Source organism: Priestia filamentosa (assembly GCF_900177535.1).
Classification (GTDB): Bacteria; Bacillota; Bacilli; order Bacillales; family Bacillaceae_H; genus Bacillus_I; species Bacillus_I filamentosa.
On the sequence record NZ_FXAJ01000001.1, the window covers coordinates 194,426 to 214,241 of the forward strand.

19 protein-coding genes, 1 tRNA gene, 5 pseudogenes and 1 other annotated feature are annotated in these 19,816 nt (G+C 37.4%); all 25 genes and pseudogenes read left to right on the top strand.

The features are described from left to right. Nucleotides 1–3 precede the first annotated feature (3 nt). The 25 genes and pseudogenes from B9N79_RS01065 (at nt 4) to ilvN (ending at nt 19,809) form a co-directional block, all read left to right on the top strand. Nucleotides 4–1,104 carry a cobalt-precorrin-5B (C(1))-methyltransferase gene (locus B9N79_RS01065; RefSeq protein ID WP_019391270.1) on the top strand — a complete coding sequence of 367 codons (1,101 nt, stop codon included), beginning with the start codon at nt 4–6 and terminating at the stop codon, nt 1,102–1,104. Then, complete coding sequence (locus tag B9N79_RS01070; protein WP_046217897.1) at nt 1,094–2,305, top strand: bifunctional cobalt-precorrin-7 (C(5))-methyltransferase/cobalt-precorrin-6B (C(15))-methyltransferase; 1,212 nt, start codon at nt 1,094–1,096, stop codon at nt 2,303–2,305. Before B9N79_RS01065 ends, B9N79_RS01070 begins: the two co-directional genes overlap by 11 nt. Beyond that, complete coding sequence (gene cobI, locus B9N79_RS01075) at nt 2,305–3,006, top strand: precorrin-2 C(20)-methyltransferase (protein ID WP_019391272.1); 702 nt, start codon at nt 2,305–2,307, stop codon at nt 3,004–3,006. Before B9N79_RS01070 ends, cobI begins: the two co-directional genes overlap by 1 nt. After that, the gene (cobM, locus tag B9N79_RS01080) at nt 3,003–3,776 is read left to right on the top strand and encodes a precorrin-4 C(11)-methyltransferase (protein ID WP_040056887.1); all 774 of its coding nucleotides are present in this window, start codon (nt 3,003–3,005) and stop codon (nt 3,774–3,776) included. The genes cobI and cobM overlap by 4 nt, the downstream gene beginning before the upstream one ends. Next, nucleotides 3,773–4,897, top strand: coding sequence for a cobalt-precorrin 5A hydrolase (locus B9N79_RS01085; RefSeq protein ID WP_019391274.1), 1,125 nt, complete (start codon nt 3,773–3,775; stop codon nt 4,895–4,897). The genes cobM and B9N79_RS01085 overlap by 4 nt, the downstream gene beginning before the upstream one ends. A 13-nt stretch (nt 4,898–4,910) precedes the next feature. Continuing rightward, nucleotides 4,911–6,272, top strand: coding sequence for a cobyrinic acid a,c-diamide synthase CobB (locus B9N79_RS01090; RefSeq protein ID WP_046217896.1), 1,362 nt, complete (start codon nt 4,911–4,913; stop codon nt 6,270–6,272). Further along, the gene (locus tag B9N79_RS01095; RefSeq protein WP_019391276.1) at nt 6,269–7,804 is read left to right on the top strand and encodes a cobyric acid synthase; all 1,536 of its coding nucleotides are present in this window, start codon (nt 6,269–6,271) and stop codon (nt 7,802–7,804) included. Before B9N79_RS01090 ends, B9N79_RS01095 begins: the two co-directional genes overlap by 4 nt. 34 nt (nt 7,805–7,838) lie before the next feature. Further along, on the top strand, nt 7,839–8,621 hold the full coding sequence (gene cobA, locus B9N79_RS01100; RefSeq protein WP_040056885.1) for a uroporphyrinogen-III C-methyltransferase: 783 nt from the start codon (nt 7,839–7,841) through the stop codon (nt 8,619–8,621). After that, nucleotides 8,605–9,177, top strand: coding sequence for a nitroreductase family protein (locus B9N79_RS01105; protein WP_040056884.1), 573 nt, complete (start codon nt 8,605–8,607; stop codon nt 9,175–9,177). The genes cobA and B9N79_RS01105 overlap by 17 nt, the downstream gene beginning before the upstream one ends. 11 nt (nt 9,178–9,188) lie before the next feature. Continuing rightward, the gene (gene cobO / locus B9N79_RS01110; protein ID WP_040056883.1) at nt 9,189–9,731 is read left to right on the top strand and encodes a cob(I)yrinic acid a,c-diamide adenosyltransferase; all 543 of its coding nucleotides are present in this window, start codon (nt 9,189–9,191) and stop codon (nt 9,729–9,731) included. A 157-nt stretch (nt 9,732–9,888) separates the two neighbouring features. Then, a complete protein-coding gene (locus tag B9N79_RS01115) occupies nt 9,889–10,335 on the top strand; it encodes a MarR family winged helix-turn-helix transcriptional regulator (protein ID WP_040056882.1) in 447 nt (148 codons plus the stop codon). Continuing rightward, on the top strand, nt 10,332–11,138 hold the full coding sequence (racE, locus tag B9N79_RS01120) for a glutamate racemase (RefSeq protein ID WP_019391282.1): 807 nt from the start codon (nt 10,332–10,334) through the stop codon (nt 11,136–11,138). Before B9N79_RS01115 ends, racE begins: the two co-directional genes overlap by 4 nt. Before the next feature lie 103 nt (nt 11,139–11,241). After that, nucleotides 11,242–12,315, top strand: a complete 1,074-nt coding sequence (locus B9N79_RS01125) for a GerMN domain-containing protein (RefSeq protein WP_040056881.1) — start codon at nt 11,242–11,244, stop codon at nt 12,313–12,315. A 126-nt stretch (nt 12,316–12,441) separates the two neighbouring features. Continuing rightward, nucleotides 12,442–13,197, top strand: coding sequence for a ribonuclease PH (gene rph / locus B9N79_RS01130; RefSeq protein WP_040056880.1), 756 nt, complete (start codon nt 12,442–12,444; stop codon nt 13,195–13,197). Further along, nucleotides 13,194–13,787, top strand: coding sequence for an XTP/dITP diphosphatase (locus B9N79_RS01135; RefSeq protein WP_085117682.1), 594 nt, complete (start codon nt 13,194–13,196; stop codon nt 13,785–13,787). Before rph ends, B9N79_RS01135 begins: the two co-directional genes overlap by 4 nt. Nucleotides 13,788–13,801: 14 nt before the next feature. Beyond that, complete coding sequence (locus B9N79_RS01140) at nt 13,802–14,308, top strand: metallophosphoesterase family protein (protein WP_040056879.1); 507 nt, start codon at nt 13,802–13,804, stop codon at nt 14,306–14,308. Between the two features lie 122 nt (nt 14,309–14,430). After that, nucleotides 14,431–14,504 (top strand) — tRNA-Arg (locus B9N79_RS01145). Between the two features lie 203 nt (nt 14,505–14,707). After that, nucleotides 14,708–14,860: pseudogene (locus B9N79_RS01150) on the top strand (KGG domain-containing protein); the annotation flags it as partial. Nucleotides 14,861–14,985: 125 nt separating this feature from the next. Then, a pseudogene (locus tag B9N79_RS01155) lies at nt 14,986–15,195 on the top strand (KGG domain-containing protein); the annotation flags it as partial. Nucleotides 15,196–15,352: 157 nt separating this feature from the next. Further along, a pseudogene (locus B9N79_RS26695) lies at nt 15,353–15,568 on the top strand (KGG domain-containing protein); the annotation flags it as partial. Between the two features lie 111 nt (nt 15,569–15,679). Beyond that, nucleotides 15,680–15,830 (top strand): annotated as a pseudogene (locus tag B9N79_RS26700) (KGG domain-containing protein); the annotation flags it as partial. 122 nt (nt 15,831–15,952) lie between these two features. After that, nucleotides 15,953–16,177, top strand: a pseudogene (locus B9N79_RS01165) (KGG domain-containing protein); the annotation flags it as partial. Nucleotides 16,178–16,418: 241 nt separating this feature from the next. Then, the gene (locus B9N79_RS01170) at nt 16,419–16,724 is read left to right on the top strand and encodes a YrhK family protein (RefSeq protein ID WP_046217893.1); all 306 of its coding nucleotides are present in this window, start codon (nt 16,419–16,421) and stop codon (nt 16,722–16,724) included. 496 nt (nt 16,725–17,220) lie between these two features. Continuing rightward, nucleotides 17,221–17,480, top strand: a binding site (T-box leader). A 95-nt stretch (nt 17,481–17,575) separates the two neighbouring features. After that, nucleotides 17,576–19,294, top strand: coding sequence for an acetolactate synthase large subunit (gene ilvB / locus B9N79_RS01175; RefSeq protein WP_040056875.1), 1,719 nt, complete (start codon nt 17,576–17,578; stop codon nt 19,292–19,294). Then, nucleotides 19,291–19,809, top strand: coding sequence for an acetolactate synthase small subunit (gene ilvN, locus B9N79_RS01180; protein ID WP_019391293.1), 519 nt, complete (start codon nt 19,291–19,293; stop codon nt 19,807–19,809). Before ilvB ends, ilvN begins: the two co-directional genes overlap by 4 nt. Nucleotides 19,810–19,816: the final 7 nt, after the last annotated feature.

Genomic DNA, 19,816 nt, shown 5'->3' on the forward strand with positions numbered 1-19,816 from the left:
GTGATGAAAGCTAAAAAAGAAGATAAACCACTTCGAGAAGGGTATACAACAGGTTCTTGTGCAACAGCTGCAACAAAAGCGGCCCTTCTTTCTCTTATCACAGGTGAAGTGCAAAAAGAGGCAACAATTAAGCTTCCAATGGGGAGAATTGTGACCTTTTCAATGGAACAATGTGAAGTCAAAGAAAATATGGGATTCGCTGAAATTATTAAAGATGCAGGAGATGACCCAGACGCAACGCACGGCGCTCGTATCCAATCAACCGTAACATGGAAAGACACACCAGGCATTGAGATTGACGGCGGAGTTGGGGTTGGACGAGTCACAAAACCAGGATTGCCCGTCCCAGTTGGTGAAGCAGCTATCAATCCTGTTCCACGTAAAATGCTTTATAACGTAGCGGAGGAAGTTTTAAAAGAGCATGGTTCAAATAGAGGAATTAAAATCATAATTTCAGTTCCTGAGGGAGAAGAGATGGCCAAAAAAACGCTTAACGGTCGTCTAGGCATCCTTGGGGGGATTTCTATTCTAGGAACAAGAGGAATTGTTGTTCCTTTTTCAACAGCTGCTTACAAAGCAAGTATTGTACAAGCCATTAGTGTTGCGAAAACAAGTGGGTGTGATCATCTTGTTATTACAACAGGTGGGCGTAGTGAGAAATATGGGATGAAAGAATATCCGGATCTTCCTGAAGAAGCATTTGTGGAGATGGGAGACTTTGTTGGGTTTACTCTCAAACAGTGCAAACGCCAAGGAATTAAGCATGTCTCAATGGTTGGAATGATGGGGAAGTTCTCAAAAGTTGCCCAAGGTGTGATGATGGTACATTCCAAAAGTGCTCCTGTTGATTTTAACTTTTTAGCTGATATTGCAGAGCGCGTTGGGGGAGACGAAGAGCTCTTAGAAAGTATCCGTAATGCAAACACGGCTTCTCAAGTTGGTGATTTCATGGTAGAAAGAAATTTGCCTCATTTCTTTGATAGTTTATGTGAAAACTGCTGTCGTTCGGGTTTAAGAGAAGTGGGCGGCGGAATGAAGATTGAAACTTCTCTCTATACGTTCAAAGGAGCGTTTCTTGGAAAGGCGGTTTATGATGAAAGGTAATATAAAGCTTATTGGCATTGGAGATGAAGGGAGAGCAAGTTTGCTCCCCCTTTATGAAACATTTATTAAACAAAGTGATGTATTAGTTGGAGGGGAAAGACAGCTTAAGTTCTTCTCTGATTATAGCGGTGAAAAAGTGGTGATAAAAGGTGGACTTAAAAACTTAGTTGATATGCTGCAAAGTGAGGAACGAGAAGTTGTTGTGCTTGCTTCAGGAGATCCCCTTTTCTATGGAATTGGTGGCTATCTTTCCAAAAAGGTAGACGTAAGCATTTATCCATACTTAAGTTCCGTTCAGCTTGCTTTTTCAAGAATGGGAGAAAAATGGCAAAATGCAAAACTTCTAAGTGTTCATGGGAGAGATATGCTAGGGCTTGCACAAAAGATTGATGGTGAAGACCTTGTAGCTATTTTAACAGATGAAAAAAATTCTCCTTCTGAAATTGCAAAATATTTGCTCTCTTTTAATATGACGGAGTATGAAATATTTATTGGCGAGCACCTTGGTGGAGAAGAAGAAAGATGTAGAACGTTAACCCTTGAAGAAGTAACTGATACCGAGTTTGCATCTTTAAACATTGTGATTTTAAAAAGAATGAAAAAAGGACCATCTTGGTCATTTGGAATTCATGACGAAGAGTTTATTCAACGTAAACCTGAAAAAGGTTTAATTACAAAAAAAGAGATTCGTACGCTAAGCCTAGGTGCTCTTGGTCTAAAAAAAGACAGCATTGTTTGGGATATTGGAACATGTACAGGCTCAGTGGCAATTGAAGCTGCTCGTATTGCTAAAGACGGGAAAGTGTTTGCTATTGAAAAAAACGAAGGCGATTACCAAAACTGTTTGGAAAATATGAAAAAATTCCGTACAGATTTCACGGTTATCCACGATAAGGCTCCGAACGGTTTAGAGACGTTTGACAATCCTGATGCTGTTTTTATTGGTGGAACAGCAGGGGGAATGAAAAATATTTTAAAACAGTGTTGTGAACGCCTGAATGAAGGCGGACAGATTGTGCTAAATGCTGTAACAATTGAAAATTTAGGAGAAGCTGTATCCACTTTTAAAGAAAATGGCTACTCCGTAGATATTACACTTGCTCAAGTTTCAAGAAGCAAGCCAATTTTAAACTTAACTCGTTTTGATGCTCTAAACCCCATCTATATTATTAGCGCTCGTCGTGAAGAAGGAGAAAAGTGATGATAGGAACATTATACGGTCTTGGTGTAGGACCAGGAGATCCAGAACTTATTACAGTAAAAGCATTCAGAAAGCTAAAAGAAACAGATGTTATTGCTTATCCGAAGAAAAGAAAAGGAAGTAAAAGCTATGCACATCGCATTGTTGAAGCATATTTCAATCCAAGTGAAAAAGAAATGCTTGGGCTTGTATTTCCAATGACAAAAGATAAAGAGATTCTTCAAAAGAAATGGAGCGAAACAACGGAAACGGTATTTGCTGAACTTCAGCAAGGAAAAGACGTTGCTTTTGTAACAGAGGGTGATCCTCTTTTATACAGTACATTTATTCATATGATGAAACTGATGAAAGAACGCCATCCAGAAGTACAGATTGAAACAGTACCAGGTATCTCTTCTATTAATGGCGCAGCTTCACGTCTTGGTCTGCCGCTTGCAGATGGTGATGAACATGTAGCAATTGTTCCTGCTCGAGAAGACTATGAAGAAATGAAAAAAGTGCTTCTTGAAAACGACTGTATTGTATTTATTAAAGTCGCAAAAGTAATTGATTTTATGATTCCGTTATTAAAAGAATTGAATTTATTACATAAAGCATCTGTTGTAACGAAAGTAACATCAGAGGAAGAAATCGTGTGGAATATTGAAGAATTAGAAGGCGCAGAGCTTGAATACTTAACATTAATGGTGGTGCGAAAATGAAGCTATTTATTATCGGAGCAGGACCAGGAGATCCAGATTTAATTACTGTAAAAGGTTTAAAACTACTTCAGGAAGCAGATGTTGTACTTTATGCTGATTCTCTTGTAAATGAAGAGCTTGTAAACAAGGCAAAAGAAGGCGCAGAAGTGTTGAAAACAGCTGGCATGCATCTAGAAGAAATGGTTAACCTTATGGTAGATCGACTAAGTGAAGGAAAGAAAGTTGTTCGTGTGCATACAGGAGATCCTGCTGTCTATGGAGCAATTATGGAACAAGTTGCACTATTAAAAGAGCGTGACGTTGAAGTTGAAATCATTCCAGGAGTTAGCTCTGTATTTGCCTCAGCAGCAGCTGTTGGAGCTGAGCTTACCATCCCAGATTTAACTCAGACGGTTATCCTCACAAGAGCAGAAGGAAGAACCCCAGTTCCAGAGTTTGAGAAACTAAAAGATTTAGCAAAGCATCAGTGCACAATTGCATTATTTTTAAGTGCTACATTAACAAAGAAAGTGATCAAAGAGCTGGTTAGCGCTGGATGGAGTGAAGATACTCCTGTTGCTGTTGTATATAAAGCAACATGGCCAGACCAAAAGATCGTACGCACAACGCTTGTTAATCTTGATGAAGACATGAAGAAAAATGGAATTCGTAAGCAAGCAATGATTTTAGCTGGCTGGGCTTTAGATGAACATATTCATACAAAAGATTATCGTTCAAAGCTCTATGATAAGACATTTACACATGGATTTAGAAAGGGGCTTCCATCATGATTGCATTGCAAGAAGGTGAAGTACCGGCTGTCACACAACGAGGAGATTACGCTGTTGTTGCTATCACAAAGCACGGAGTTGAGCTTGCTCGAAAGCTCGGCTCCTCTTTTCAAAATTCTGACGTGTACTATATGAGCAAGTTTGAAAAAGGGGATGAAGAAGATAACGGCATTCAGCTTTTCTCAGGAAGCGTTCGATTGTTACTTCCAGCTCTTTTTCAACATTACAAAGGGATTATTATTATTATCTCACTTGGTGCAGTTGTTCGCATGATTGCGCCTCTTTTAAAAGATAAAAAAACCGATCCAGGTGTTGTTGTTGTAGATGATAAAGGAGAAAACGTCATCAGTGTTCTTTCAGGTCATATCGGAGGGGCAAATGAGTTAACAAGAGAGATTGCAGCTCTATTAAAAGCTCATCCTGTTATTACAACGGCATCTGACGTACAAAAAACAATTCCTGTTGACTTGTTTGGGAAACGTTTTGGCTGGGTGTGGGATTCAGCTGAGAAGTTAACGCCTGTTAGTGCATCTGTTGTAAATGAAGAAAAAGTAGCGGTAATTCAAGAGAGTGGAGAAAGAGGATGGTGGCATTATGATACACCAATTCCTGAAAATATTAACTCCTACTCTTCCATTGAGGAAGCGGAAAAAGACGGTTTTCAAGCTGCGCTTGTTGTAACACATCGCTTACTAAAAGAAGAGGAAAAACATGTATTAAATAATGGGGTTCTTTATAGACCTAAAAATATTGTGCTTGGCATGGGGTGCAACAGAGGCACTTCTGCTTTTGAAATTGAGAGCGTTATGTTAGAAACGCTTGAAGAACTACAATTTTCAGTGAAAAGTGTCAGAGCTATTAGCACAATTGATCTAAAAAAAGATGAAGAAGGATTACTTCAAGTAGCCAAAAAATACGGATTAGAGTTTTCATACTACACACCAGAAGAATTAAACGAAATGGAAATTAAGAATCCTTCTGAAACAGTTTTTAAATATACCGGTGCATATGGAGTAAGTGAGCCTGCAGCTCTTTTAAAAAGCGGAGCATCTGAGCTGTATCTTGAAAAGAAAAAAAGTGGGAACGTTACGATATCTGTTGCCGTTATCCCATATAACTAAGGGGGGAAACAACATGGTACATCGCCGACTTGTTGTGGCAGGTACAGGAAGCGGAGTGGGGAAAACAACGCTTACAATCGGCCTTATGGCAGCATTTAAAAAGAAAGGATACACTGTACAAGGTTTCAAGTGTGGTCCTGATTATATTGATCCAACGTATCATACAGCTGTAACGGGTAGAGTATCGCGAAATATTGATAGTTGGATGCTTCCCCATGACACAGTGGAAGAAATTGTAAAACGCAATAGCGAGGATGCTGATATTTCGATTATTGAAGGAGTAATGGGCTTTTATGATGGAAAAAGTCCCCTTGATAATAGAGGCACAACGGCTGAAATTAGTGTTTTAACAAATAGTCCTGTTTTACTTGTTGTAAACTGTGCAAGTATGGCAAGAAGCGCTGCAGCTATTGTGAAAGGTTTTCAAATGATGTGGGAAGAACCAAACATTGTCAGTGTTATTGCTAACAATGTTGGAAGTGAAGGACACTATAAGTTAGTAAAAAAAGCAATTGAGCAAGAGTGTGGAATTCCAGTGGTTGGATATGTAAAACGAAACGAAAGCTTATCTATTCCAGAGCGACACCTAGGACTTGTGCCGTCTATTGAAAGAGGAGAGCTTCATTCTTATTTTCATGAACTTGGAGACTTAATTTCTGAAACAGTGGATTTAGAAGCATTATATACATTAGCGGAAACAGAAGTGCTAGATGTAGAAAATCCTAAACTAGTAGCAAAAGATCCTGTGGTGAAAATTGCAGTTGCAAGAGATAAAGCTTTCAATTTTTATTATGAAGAAAACTTGGAACTGTTAAAAGCAAATGGAGCAGAAATCGTAGAATTCTCACCGTTAAATGGAGAGAGCGTTCCAAGCAATGTTCAAGGGCTTTATATTGGCGGAGGCTTTCCGGAAGAGTTTGCAAACGAGCTTTCTTTACAAGAACAGGTAAAAGAGTCCTTCAAAGACGCAATAGGCTCAGGAATGCCAACTCTTGCTGAGTGCGGAGGGTTTATGTTTCTAGCGGATTCAATCGAAACAACGAACGGAGAAATACATAAGATGGTTGGTGTTGTTCCTGGGCGTGTCAAAATGCAAAAGAAACGAGCAGCACTTGGTTATCGAGAGATTAGAGGAAGTGAAGGGAACTATCTATTAGAGGGAGGTCTTGAAGCAAAAGGACACGAGTTTCATTACTCAACATTTGAAGGTGATGAAGAATTTACTCCAGCTTATGAGACAAAAGGAATGAGAGGTGTTAAAAAAGAAGGATATATGAAAGGAAACCTTCTTGCCGGATACACTCATTTCCATTTTGGGTCATGCCCTCAGATGGTTGAAAAATGGATTACAAAATGCGAGGGGCACAAAGGATGAACAAGAAAGCTCTTTCCATTATGTTTCAAGGAACTCATTCAGATGCAGGCAAAAGCGCAATTGCAACTGCTTTTTGTCGAATCTTTTTCCAAGACGGATATAAAACAGCTCCCTTTAAGTCTCAAAATATGGCCTTGAATTCTTATATAACAGTAGATGGCAAGGAAATTGGTAGAGCTCAAGGCGTACAAGCAGAAGCAGCAGGAGTTACTGCAACAACAGATATGAATCCTATTTTAATCAAACCAACAAGAGATTCTGAATCGCAAATTGTTGTACATGGAAAGCCGTATAAAAATATGAAAGCAATGGCATATAGACAAGAGTTTTTCGAGACAGGCCTTGGATTAATTAAAGAGGCATTTAAAAGTTTAAAAGGAACCTATGAAAGAATTGTGATTGAAGGAGCTGGAAGTCCGGCTGAAGTTAATTTAAATGATCGAGAGCTTGTGAACATGCGCGTTGCAGCCATTGCAGAATCTCCTGTGGTGCTTATCGGCGATATCGAAAAGGGAGGAGTATTTGCAAGTCTTGTTGGAACACTCCAACTTTTAAGTGAGAAAGACCGTGAACGGGTTATTGGTGTTGTAATTAACAAGTTCAGAGGTGATGTATCACTGCTTACTCCTGGTCTTGAATGGTTTGAAGAATATACAGGAACCCCTGTTTTAGGCGTTATTCCATATATGCCTAACCTAAATATTGATGCGGAAGATTCTGTTGTTTTATCTCGTTATTCTCAGGTGAAAAACCTCGAAAAAGTAATTGATATTGCTGTTATTCAATATCCAAGAATCTCAAATTTTACAGACGTAGACCCTTTTTTTGTTGAGGAAGACTGTCACGTTCGGTTTGTAACAAAACTTGAACAGCTTCAGAATCCAGATCTTATTATCTTGCCAGGCAGTAAAAATACGGTTGAGGACTATCTATTTCTAGAAGAAACAGGTATTTCAGGACGCTTAAAAGAGCTCTTTGCAAGAAATGAAACAGTTATTGTTGGGATTTGTGGAGGATACCAAATGCTTGGCGAGAAAATCTTTGATCCCTTTCATGTTGAATCACCTCATGAGGAAGTTAAGTCACTTGATTTTATTCCTCTTCATACAACAATTAGAGAAGAAAAGAAAACGATTCTTTCAGAAGGAATGCTAAATTTTCAACATGAAAAGATGCCTGTAAAAGGATATGAAATTCATATGGGCACATCAACGTTTACAAGAGAAGTTGATTGTCTTATTCAATTAAAAAATGGAGAAGATGGCTGTTATTTTGAAAAAGAAAAAGTCATTGGAACGTATTTTCACGGTATTTTTCATAATGATTCTTTTAGAACAGCTTTATTAAACAGTATAAGAGCACAAAAAGGACACCCTCCTCTTTTAGAGCGACCATCGTTTAATAAAATGAGAGAAGAAGCCTTTGACTTACTTGCTGATCATGTGCGAAAACATGTGAACATGGAATATATTCAGTCTAAAATGGTCGAATTTTCTCAAAAAGAAACGAATTCAGAGAAGTTTTCGGTATAATTTGATGTAACTGCAAATGTAAGGAGGAAAAACTATGAGTGTTGGTACTGTTTACCTTGTTGGAGCAGGACCTGGAGATCCGAAACTTATTACAATTCATGGATTAGAGTGCATCCAAAAAGCTGATGTCATTTTATATGATCGTTTAGTTAGTGAAGAGCTTCTAAAACATGCAAAAGAAGGAGCAGAGCTCATCTTTTGTGGTAAGCTCCCAGGGAAACATGGGGAAATTCAAGATGATATTCATCGAACTCTAGTTGAGAAGGCAGAGCAAGGAAAGACTGTCACACGTTTAAAAGGCGGCGATCCTTTTATTTTTGGACGTGGTGGAGAAGAAGCAGAAGTACTTGCTAAAAGAGATATTCCTTTTGAAATTATTCCTGGTATTACGTCAGGTATTGCAGCTCCTGCTTATGCAGGAATTCCCGTCACATACAAAGATAAAGCAATGTCGTTTGCTATTGTTACAGGTCATGGACGAGAAGAAAAAGGGCAGGATACTCTAAATTGGGAGGCGCTTGCAAAAGGGATAGATACGATTGCCTTTTACATGGGAGTAGGTAACTTACCACATATCGTTTACAAGCTTACGGAACATGGACGGAGTAAAGAGACTCCTGTTGCTATTATTCATAAAGGAACAACACAAGAGCAGCGCACTGTTGTTGGTACCTTAGCAACAATAGAAGAAATGGCTAAGGTTGAGAATGTGAAGCATCCTTCTATGATTATTGTGGGAGAGGTTGTAGACATTCGTGAAAAAATTCAATGGTTTAACGAAAAAGGAGAGAAAACAACTTATGACAACACTATTTGATAACTTACAAAAAAGACGTGCACTCCGCGATCACGATGGTCGTCCTGTTGAAGATGAAAAGCTTGAAAAGATTTTAGAAGCTGCAACATGGGCTCCTAATGACCGTATGCGTGAACCATGGTCATTTTATGTTATTAAAGGGGAAGCGAAAAAGAGGTATGAAGAGCTTGCACATACATATTTAGAAGAGCGTTTTCCAACAAAACCTCATCTTGTTGAAAGTTCAATGAAGAGTGTTAAAAACACACCTATTCACATTGTTGTAACCGCAGACGTTGTTGAAGGAGATGAAGAAGCAACTGGTGACAACGTATATGGAGTATGCTGTGCAATTAATTCAATGTGGTTAGCAGCGGAAGAGCTTGGTTTAGGTTTTGTATGGAGAACAAGAGGCGTAGGCCTTATTCGTGACGAACGTCTTTACGAATTTATTGGAGCACCTGAAGGAAAACAAATTGTAGGAAACCTTTTTATTGGCTATCCAACAGAAGAATCGCTTGGTAAGCTTAAAGATAAAAAGCGAACAGACTATTCTGAGAAAACCGTTTGGTTGTAAGGAGGAGTTTTATGGCTTCAAAGGAAAGAGGTTTATGCCTTGTTTACACAGGGGATGGAAAAGGGAAGACAACAGCTTCTTTAGGACTTGCTGTGCGTGCAACAGGCCGAGGTCAGCGCGTGTTGATAGTTCAATTTATTAAATCTCCTCAGCGTACGTATGGAGAAAAGATTATCTTTGATAAGCTTGGAATTGAAATGCACCAAACAGGTGTGGGTTTCACATGGACGAAAACTCCAGAAGAGCATAGAGAGGCTTTAAAGAAAGCATGGGCTTTTACGAAAGAGAAAGTCATGTCCGGACAATATGATGTTGTGATTCTTGATGAAATTCATAATGCCCTTTCTATTACGAAGTTTCCGATTGATGATGTTTTACCACTTCAAGAGGTGCTTGAGCTTATAGAAAATCGACCGCAAGGCATGCATCTTATCTTAACAGGTCGTTCAGCTCGGAAAGAAGTAATTGAAGCTGCTGATTTAGTCAGCGAAATTAAACCTATAAAGCACTACTATGAAGAAGGAATTCCAGCTGTTAAAGGGCTCGAATTTTGAAGAAGGCTCTAGTTTCTCATAGGAAACTAGAGCTTGTTTTTTTATGAAAAGGAAATTGTAGGTCAAAAGAAAGGGATTATTGTAGAAACAATAGACATTTCTAATGAACTGAGTTAACATTTTCATCATAATCTTTTTGATAAGCGAGGCAACGTCTATGGCTAAACGAAGGAAACATCATGAGACAATAGCTGAACTAGAGCGGTCTCTTCGATATATGTCTGTTATTATCAAGCAAAAAGGTCGCGAAATCTTAAACGACTACAACATCACTCCTCCACAATTTGTGGCTCTTCAGTGGCTGTTTGATTTAGGTGAAATGACAATCGGAGATCTTTCTAGCAAAATGTATTTAGCATGCAGTACAACGACAGACTTAATTGACCGAATGGAGAAAACAGGTCTTGTCACAAGAGCAAAAGATGAACAAGACCGGCGTATTGTTCGCGTTGTTCTGCTTGAACGTGGTAAGAAACTCATTGAAGAAGTGATAGCGAAAAGGCAAAATTACTTAGCGGAGGTTGTTTGTGAGTATGATCGCGCTGAAGTTGAGCTTCTTTGTGAAAATTTGCAGAAGCTTCATAAGGAGATGAGTAGCGAATGAATCGGCCAATTGGGGTAATAGATTCAGGAGTTGGTGGGTTAACAGTTGCAAAAGAAATTATGAGACAGTTACCGAAAGAGCAAATTATTTATATGGGAGATACAGCTCGTTGTCCGTACGGTCCTCGACCTGAAGAGGAAGTGCGTGCTTTTACATGGGAACTGACAAATTATTTACTTCAATTTGATATTAAAATGCTCGTTATCGCCTGCAATACAGCAACAGCAGTTGTGTTAAAGGAGATTAGCGAGACTCTAAATATTCCTGTCATCGGCGTTATTGAACCAGGAGCTCGTGCTGCGTTAAAAGCAACAAGCAATCATAATATCGGTGTTATTGGAACAAATGGTACAGTAAAAAGTAAGGCTTATGAACAAGCTTTAAAAAGGCTTCATCATAACGTACATGTGAAAAGCTTAGCATGTCCTTTATTTGTGCCCCTTGTTGAAAGCGGGGATTTCGAAGGAAATGAAGCAAGAGAAATTGTTTTTCAAACGTTAAAACCTCTATATCAGACGGAAATTGATATATTGATTTTAGGCTGTACACATTATCCAATTTTAAAGGAGCTTATTAAAGAAGCGATGGGAGATCGCGTTGCACTCATCAGTTCTGGAGAAGAGACAGCAATTGAGGTAAGCACCATTTTGTCATTTCGTAATGAACTGCATACGGAAAAACGTGAAAAAGAACATGTATTTTTTACAACAGGGAATGCTTCTCTCTTTGAGCTTATTGCGTCAAAATGGTTTGATCATCCTATTCAAAACGTTCAGCATATTGATTTAACGAAAGTGAACTAATCATTAGTTCACTTTTTTCTTTAAAAAAAGAAAAAAGTGAGCGGTCTAATTTGATTAGCAGCTCGTATACATAATAGTACAAACTGTCTTAGGAGGGAAAGGTATGTCCAAAATAAAAATAACGGCGGTTTCTACTATGCTTGCGACATCAATGCTTTTAACGGGGTGCGGCTTGTTTGGAGGAGAAGATGTAGCAGAGGAAATTGATCCACCACAAGACGTTGAGTACACGAAAGACAATCAAAAAATAAAAGAAGAAGCAAAAGAAACAGCTAAAGAAAAGGAGAGTAAAAAAGCAGAAGAAACATTAACAAGAGAAGTGTATTTAATTGACAAAAATGGCTTTGTTGTTCCTCAAACAATTGATGTGCCAAAAGCAGATGCAGCAGCTGCTGAAATTATAGAATATCTTGTTGTAGGAGGACCAATTGATCAAATGCTTCCAAACGGTTTTAGAGCTGTTCTTCCTGCTGGAACAGAAGTTAAGAGCGTCAATTTGAAAGAAAATGGTACACTTGTTGTTGACTTCTCTCCAGAATTTAAGGAGTATAAAGCAGAAGATGAAAGCCGAATTTTGCAATCTTTAACATGGACGCTAACACAGTTTGACGCTGTTAAGAATGTACAGCTTCAAATTAATGGCTATGATCAAAAAGAAATGCCTGTTAATAAGACTCCTATTAGTGAGGAATTGACAAGAGCGGACGGCATTAACATGCAAACAGAAGGAATTACAGATATGACAAGCACATCTTCTGCGACTCTTTACTATTTATCACAAAATGCTGATGGAACATATTATGTTCCGGTAACAAAGCGTCTCGATCTAGGAAAGACAGATGAGGAGCGTTTTACAGCTGTTGTTGATAGTTTAATAAAGGATGTACCAAAAGGGCTTGTTGGTGATTTTAATAATGAAGCAGCGCTTGTAGCGAAACCTGAGTACGAAGATGGAACAGTAACGCTAACATTTAATAAAGCTCTTTTAAATTCTGCAGAAAAGAGCCAGCTTTCTAAACATGTGGTAGATGCCCTAGCTCTTTCCCTTACAGAACAAAAAGGGGTTGAAAATGTCTCGATTGAAGTAAAAGGACAAAAGAATATAACAGTGGATTCTGGTCAAAAATTAACAGAAGAAGTTTCCCGGCCTGAAAATATAAATGCAGAGGCATTTTAAATATGATTTCGTGTTAAGAATAGTTTTTGATATACTGTAATAAAAAAGAGGTCTTTAGAGGCCTCTTTTACTTTTTACTTTTAAAGGGAGTTACCCTTTTACATAGATTTTAAAGGAGGAAACATGTTGCGTATTGACGGAAGGGCGAAAGACGAAATAAGAGAAGTTAAAATTGAGAAAGACTACATAAAGCATCCAGAAGGATCAGTACTTATTAACGTTGGGGATACAAAAGTAATTTGTTCAGCTACAATTGATGATAGAGTACCTCCTTTTATGAGAGGAAAAGGAAAAGGATGGATTAATGCGGAGTACGCTATGCTTCCACGAGCAACAAATCAGCGTAATATCCGTGAATCTTCAAAAGGAAAAGTATCAGGTCGTACAATGGAAATACAACGTTTAATTGGGCGAGCTTTACGAGCGGTCGTTGATTTAGAAGCGTTAGGTGAGCGCACAGTGTGGCTTGACTGTGACGTTATTCAAGCAGATGGTGGAACAAGAACAGCTGCGATTACAGGTGCGTTTGTGGCAATGGCTTTAGCCCTTGGACGAGCTGTTAAAGAAGAGAAACTTACCACTTACCCAATCCGTGATTATCTAGCAGCAACGTCTGTTGGAGTTGACGTTGAACATGGAACAATTTTAGATTTAAACTATGAAGAAGATTCCAATATTGAGGTTGATATGAATATTGTTATGACAAGTAAAGGTCAATTTGTAGAGCTTCAAGGAACAGGAGAACAAGCAACTTTTTCAAAAGAGCAATTTGATGAAATGCTTGAACTTGCTTCAAAAGGAATTTCTGATCTTGTTGCAGTACAAAAAGAAGCGTTAAGTGAGTTTTCACATCTTCTAGAAAGTGAAGGTGAAGAGAAATGAAAAAAATTTTAATTGCTACGAAAAATAAAGGAAAAGTGGCCGAATTTGCTACTCTTTTTGAAAAGAAAGGCTACAGTGTGCAATCGCTTCTTGATTTAGAAGGAGACCTTGATGTTGAGGAAACAGGCACAACCTTTGAAGAAAATGCGATTTTAAAAGCTGAAGAGATTTCGAAATTGTTGGATTGTCCTGTTGTTGCAGACGACTCTGGACTTGAAATTGATGCTTTAAATGGAGAACCTGGCGTATATTCAGCACGTTATGCAGGACTTGAAAAAAGTGATGAGAAAAACATTGATAAAGTATTAGAAAAATTAGAAGGTATACCTGAGCCAGAGCGAACAGCACGTTTTCAATGTGCCCTAGCACTTGCTTTGCCAGGAAAAGACACCGTTGTTGTAAGAGGGAATTGCGAAGGTACTATTACGCATAAAAGAGTAGGAGAGCAGGGATTTGGGTATGATCCAATATTTTATGTACCATCTCTGCAAAAAACGCTTGCAGAACTCCCAAAAGAAGAAAAAAATAAAATAAGTCATCGAGCAAAGGCACTTCAAAAGCTAGAAGAAGTAATAGATGGAATATTGTAGAGGAGGAGAGAAATATGCGTGTGCTTATCCTAAGCGATAGTCATGGCCTAACAGAGGAACTGCATACAATTAAAAATCGTCATAAAGATGTCGATGCTTTTGTGCACTGCGGGGATTCTGAGCTTCAAGCAGATTCAAGCGAAATGGAAGGTTTTCTTGCTGTACGCGGAAATTGTGATTATGACGAACGATATAAAAATGAAGAAACGTTACATATAGGAGAAGATCTCCTTTATGTAACACATGGTCATCTATACAATGTGAAAATGACACTTATGAATTTAACATACCGGGCTAAAGAGCGGGATGCTAAAGTTGTCTGCTTTGGACATTCTCATATTGCAGGAGCCGAGAAGATTGATGGGACGTTATTTATTAATCCAGGAAGTATTCGCCTACCGAATCGAAGAAAAGAGCGTACATATGCCATCCTCCAGTATGAAGAAAATAAAGCAACTGTAAATTTTTACGATCATGAAGGAAATGAAGTAAAAGACTTAACAAATTCATTTTCTCTATAGTATAATTAGAGAGAGAAATAATTTATTTTCTCTCTCTAAATTTTTTGGAAAAATGGTTGACTTTATGTTTTTTAGAGCGTATAATAAAACTTGTCTTAAGAGTTCAATACATATTATAATATGTCCCAGTAGCTCAGCTGGATAGAGCAACGCCCTTCTAAGGCGTCGGTCGGGAGTTCGAATCTCTCCTGGGATGTCTACTTTTTTTAAAACGTAAAAAGCACTTTTTTATTAGTTATTAATGACTAGTAAGAAAGTGCTTTTTTGTGTTTAAAATTTTAAGATTTAGGACTATTAGATGAAAGTGTAATTTTTTGTTTACTGGATGTCGCATCGGGTACAAACAAATAAGTAAGAAAATAGTAAAAAAATTAGGAAAAACAAAAGGAGGAATTACAAATGGCAGACAAAAACAATAACCAAAACAACAACAAAATGTCTTATGAAGAAGCAGGCCGCAAAGGCGGAGAGAAAACAGCTAAAAATCATGATAAAGAATTTTACCAAGAAATTGGTGAAAAAGGCGGAAAAGCAAACCGCGATAACAACAATTAACTTTCTAAAACCAATGTAAAAAACAAATCAAATATTCTGTTTAATAATTAAAATGGCGGGTACATCAAAAATAAGTGAGAAACTACTATATTTTGATAGCAAAATAAAAGGAGGAATTACAAATGGCAGACAAAAACAACAACCAAAATAACAACAAAATGTCTTATGAAGAAGCGGGTCGTAAAGGCGGAGAAAAAACAGCGCAGAATCATGATAAAGAGTTTTTCCAAGAGATCGGTGAAAAAGGTGGACAAGCTACAAAGGAAAATCATGATAAAGAATTTTATCAAGAAATTGGTGAAAAAGGCGGAAAAGCCAATCGCGACAATAATAAAAATAACAACTAATCTTCAGATCTTAAAAAGATTAGCTGTTATTAGAAAAGGTTAAAGTAATTTTATCACATTATGTCAAAAAAACAAAATATTCTGTTTATAGATTTATAAAATATCGAACTATCACATAACAATTAATAGGGAGGAATTACAAATGGCAAACAAAAACAATAACCAAAATAACAATAATAACAAAATGTCTTACGAAGAAGCAGGCCGTAAAGGTGGAGAGAAAACAGCGCAGAATCATGATAAAGAGTTCTTCCAAGAAATTGGCGAAAAAGGTGGACAAGCTACAAAGGAAAATCATGATAAAGAATTTTATCAAGAGATTGGTGAAAAAGGCGGAAAAGCCAATCGAGAGAATAACAGTGGAAATACCAATCGTGACAACAATAATTCTCAAAATAGCTAATAAGTACGCAACATTATAGTGATATAAAATATTAAATATTTTTAATTTATAGAGGAGGCGTTACAAATGGCAGATAATAACCAAAACAACAAAAACAATAATAGTAATAATAAAATGTCTTATGAAGAAGCGGGTCGCAAAGGCGGAGAGAAAACAGCGCAGAATCATGATAAAGAATTTTACCAAGAAATTGGCGAAAAAGGCGGAAAAGCCAATCGAGAGAATAACAGTGGAAATACCAATCGTGACAACAATAATTCTCAAAATAGCTAATAAGCACGCAACATTATAGTGATATAAAATATTAAATATTTTTAATTTATAGAGGAGGCGTTACAAATGGCAGATAATAACCAAAACAACAAAAACAATAATAGTAATAATAAAATGTCTTATGAAGAAGCGGGTCGCAAAGGCGGAGAGAAAACAGCGCAGAATCATGATAAAGAATTTTACCAAGAAATTGGCGAAAAAGGCGGAAAAGCTACCTCACAAAGTCATGATAAAGAATTTTATCAAGAGATTGGTGAAAAAGGTGGAAAAGCCAATCGAGAGAATCGTGAGGATAACAACAGATAATTCTCTTTGTTGAAGGAATAGAAAATCCTCCATATCAATTTTGGATATGGAGGATTTTACTGTGCGTGAGGTAAAGAGGAAATCCGCTGCTACCTATCTTAGCAAGAGTTTAACTTTTTTAGTGAAATGATTTTCTTATAGTGATTTTACTATAAATTTTAGTTTTCCCTCTTTTTTTAAGTGGTAATAAATATATTACAATCATAAAAAAGCAGGAGGGGAATAAATGCCTAAGCCAAAGGTGAAACACACTGAAGAATATTTAGACATAAAGGCAGGGCGGTTTCGGATTTACTTTCATAAACGCTATAAAGTTATCACTACAGTAAATGATCTTTTAATTGGTTTATTTTTTGTAGTAGGGAGTGTGCTTAATTTTTTCACTGACACATCTATATATGGAAAATCACTTTATCTTTGTGGAAGCGTTTTACTTGGTAGCCGTCCTATATTGAGAATTATGCATGATACATCACTTAGAAACGAGATGAAGAAGAAAGATTCTTATAATCCATATGAAGAGAATAAATAAAAGTTTATATGGAAAGGTGAACTCCGCCTGTGTTGAGAAGAGATTAGAGAAGGGATACTCCTCTCTAAGTTTCTGCTATTGCTTCTGAAGATGCGAAAATATGAAAAGTTCAATGCAAACCACTCTTCTTAATAAGAGTGGTTACTTGTTATTTTTTAAGATATAATTCGATAAGATTTTATAAAACTATCTATTCTAGTTATATAGACAAGTTGAGTTAATTTTTACCAATTAAATACATAAAAAATAAAATTATGGTAAATAAGAACTGTTTTTATCGATTAAATTAAAGGATTTATAAGATATTTTTAAAAATTAAGATTACTAATAGCACAATGATGTAAACGGATACAAAGGTTAGTTGGTATAAAAGGTGTGAAAAAAATTCAAGAAAACACCTTGACGCTTCTTAAAATAGGGCGTAGTATATAGTTCAAATAAAGAATTCAGAAAGTTTTCAATTAGCTTAATAGTTGGCGAATTGAAAACTAACATATATAAAGCGACGAAGAGGATAAGTAATCTTAAGAGAGAATCTTTCACAGAGAGCCGGGGTAGCTGGAAGCCGGTAGATTTACTTAAGATGAACTCACCTCAGAGTGTTAGTCTGAAATAGTTAGAGTAGGGCTAACCGGGTGGTTGACACACAGACACTCGTTATTAAAACGAATGCTTGAAAAAAGCATTCATGAGGCAGCGCAAATTTGCTGTAAATAAGGGTGGTACCGCGTAAAGTAAAGTCTTTTCGCCCCTTAAGCCTTGTAGGGAAGGCTTATATTGGGGATGAAAAGGCTTTTTTATTTTATCTAAAACTTTAAAATTTAATTATTGTTTGGAAAGGATGGGGAAAAGTGGGAGCCGAAATGAGAATGCAAGAACCAGTAAGCTTAAAAGCAGAAATGACGGGTGCAGAGCTGCTTATTGAAGCCTTAAAAAAAGAAAATGTGGAAGTTCTTTTTGGATATCCTGGTGGTGCAGTACTTCCTCTATACGACAAACTTTACGATTCTGGTCTCTTTCATGTTTTAGCAAAACATGAACAAGGAGGAATTCATGCGGCAGAAGGATATGCAAGAGTATCTGGAAAACCGGGAGTTGTAATTGCTACATCAGGACCTGGAGCAACAAATATTGTGACAGGGCTTGCGGATGCGATGATTGATTCATTACCGCTCGTTGTTTTCACAGGGCAAGTTGCTTCAACTGTAATTGGATCGGATGCTTTCCAAGAAGCAGATGTGTTGGGAATTACAATGCCAATTACAAAGTACAGCTATCAAGTGCGAGATCCAAAAGACTTTCCAAGAATTGTGAAAGAAGCTTTTCATATCGCGACAACAGGTCGACCAGGGCCAGTGCTCATTGACATTCCAAAAGACATGAATACAGCTATAGCTCGAATGGAAGAAGATGAACCACTTAATTTACCTGGCTACCAACCGACATATGAACCAAATGCTTTTCAGGTAAGAAAGTTATTGGAAGCTATTGAATCAGCGAAAAAGCCTGTTATTTTGGCAGGTGCAGGAGTTTTACATGCGAAAGCAAATCAAGAATTGTTAGAATTTGCAGAAAAGTATGAATTGCCTGTAATTCATACGTTGCTTGGTTTAGGAGGTTTCCCGTTTGATCATAAGCTAAGTCTCGGCTGGGCTGGAATGCATGGGAACTATACAGCAAACATGGCAATCTATGAAAGTGACTTACTTATTAGCATTGGCGCACGATTTGATGATCGGGTAACAGGAAACTTAAATCATTTCGCTCCAAATGCAACTGTAGCTCATATTGATATTGATCCAGCTGAAATTGGTAAAAATGTGCCAACGAAAATTCCAATTGTTGGCGATGCTAGAGCTGTTCTACAAGAACTGCTTGCACAGCAGGGGAAAAAAGGCGATTACACAGAATGGTTTGCCTGTTTGAGGGAACGACAAGTTGAGAACCCACTTTGGTACGAAGAAAGTAAAGATGCTCTAAAACCACAAAAAGTAATTGAAATGGTTCATGAAATAACGAATGGCGATGCTATTGTTACAACAGATGTTGGTCAGCATCAGATGTGGGCAGCGCAGTTTTATCCATTTAAGAAACCAAATCGTCTTGTAACTTCAGGTGGTCTTGGAACGATGGGCTTTGGATTACCAGCAGCAATTGGCGCACAGCTTGCAGAAAAAGATACAACGGTTGTTGCTTTTCTGGGTGATGGTGGTTTTCAAATGACGCTACAGGAACTTGGTGTAATTCGTGAATTAAACCTTCCTGTAAAAGTTATTATTTTAAACAACAAATCACTAGGAATGGTAAGACAATGGCAGGAAATCTTTTATGAAGAAAGATATTCGCACTCGCTTATTCCGAATCAGCCAAACATTGTAAAACTTGCTGAAGCTTATGACATTAAAGGGTATGAAGCATCAACAGAAGAAGAAGTGACAAAAGTATTGCAAGAAGCTTTTTCGCACAATGAACCAGCTGTATTAAACATTCATATTGCTCCTGGTGAGAATGTTTACCCAATGGTAGCGCCTGGAAAAGGACTTCATGAAATGGTAGGTGTAAAACCATGAAAAGAATCATTACAACAACTGTATTAAACAGAGCTGGTGTACTAAATCGTATTACTGGGTTGTTTACAAAAAGAAATTTTAATATTGAAAGTATTTCTGTTGGTCATACTGAAACAAGTGACATTTCACGGATGACATTTGTTGTTCATGTTGAAGATGATAAAGCAGCAGAACAAGTAACAAAGCAGCTGCACAAACAAATTGATGTACTAAAAGTACATGACATTACAAATCAAGCTGCTGTTGCAAGAGAGCTTGCTCTCATTAAAGTAACATCTCCAGTAGCAATGCGAAATGAGATGTATGCTTTAATTGAACCTTTCAGGGCCACGATTATTGATGTGAGCCGTGATAGTGTCATTATTCAAGCAACAGGAACATCTGAAAAAATCGAAGCGATTATTGATCTCTTAAAGCCATATGGCGTAAAAGAAGTAACAAGAACAGGGACAATCGCCTTAAAACGAGGAACACAAAAAACTTCTTCGTCAGAAAAAGTTACATCAATCTTGTAATGTATAA

Bases quoted from the DNA above. Each gene is read 5' to 3' on its own strand.
- B9N79_RS01065 (WP_019391270.1), top strand. From the start codon at position 4: ATGAAAGCTAAAAAAGAAGATAAACCACTTCGAGAAGGGTATACAACA.
- B9N79_RS01070 (WP_046217897.1), top strand. From the start codon at position 1,094: ATGAAAGGTAATATAAAGCTTATTGGCATTGGAGATGAAGGGAGAGCA.
- cobI (WP_019391272.1), top strand. From the start codon at position 2,305: ATGATAGGAACATTATACGGTCTTGGTGTAGGACCAGGAGATCCAGAA.
- cobM (WP_040056887.1), top strand. From the start codon at position 3,003: ATGAAGCTATTTATTATCGGAGCAGGACCAGGAGATCCAGATTTAATT.
- B9N79_RS01085 (WP_019391274.1), top strand. From the start codon at position 3,773: ATGATTGCATTGCAAGAAGGTGAAGTACCGGCTGTCACACAACGAGGA.
- B9N79_RS01090 (WP_046217896.1), top strand. From the start codon at position 4,911: ATGGTACATCGCCGACTTGTTGTGGCAGGTACAGGAAGCGGAGTGGGG.
- B9N79_RS01095 (WP_019391276.1), top strand. From the start codon at position 6,269: ATGAACAAGAAAGCTCTTTCCATTATGTTTCAAGGAACTCATTCAGAT.
- cobA (WP_040056885.1), top strand. From the start codon at position 7,839: ATGAGTGTTGGTACTGTTTACCTTGTTGGAGCAGGACCTGGAGATCCG.
- B9N79_RS01105 (WP_040056884.1), top strand. From the start codon at position 8,605: ATGACAACACTATTTGATAACTTACAAAAAAGACGTGCACTCCGCGAT.
- cobO (WP_040056883.1), top strand. From the start codon at position 9,189: ATGGCTTCAAAGGAAAGAGGTTTATGCCTTGTTTACACAGGGGATGGA.
- B9N79_RS01115 (WP_040056882.1), top strand. From the start codon at position 9,889: ATGGCTAAACGAAGGAAACATCATGAGACAATAGCTGAACTAGAGCGG.
- racE (WP_019391282.1), top strand. From the start codon at position 10,332: ATGAATCGGCCAATTGGGGTAATAGATTCAGGAGTTGGTGGGTTAACA.
- B9N79_RS01125 (WP_040056881.1), top strand. From the start codon at position 11,242: ATGTCCAAAATAAAAATAACGGCGGTTTCTACTATGCTTGCGACATCA.
- B9N79_RS01135 (WP_085117682.1), top strand. From the start codon at position 13,194: ATGAAAAAAATTTTAATTGCTACGAAAAATAAAGGAAAAGTGGCCGAA.
- B9N79_RS01140 (WP_040056879.1), top strand. From the start codon at position 13,802: ATGCGTGTGCTTATCCTAAGCGATAGTCATGGCCTAACAGAGGAACTG.
- B9N79_RS01170 (WP_046217893.1), top strand. From the start codon at position 16,419: ATGCCTAAGCCAAAGGTGAAACACACTGAAGAATATTTAGACATAAAG.
- ilvN (WP_019391293.1), top strand. From the start codon at position 19,291: ATGAAAAGAATCATTACAACAACTGTATTAAACAGAGCTGGTGTACTA.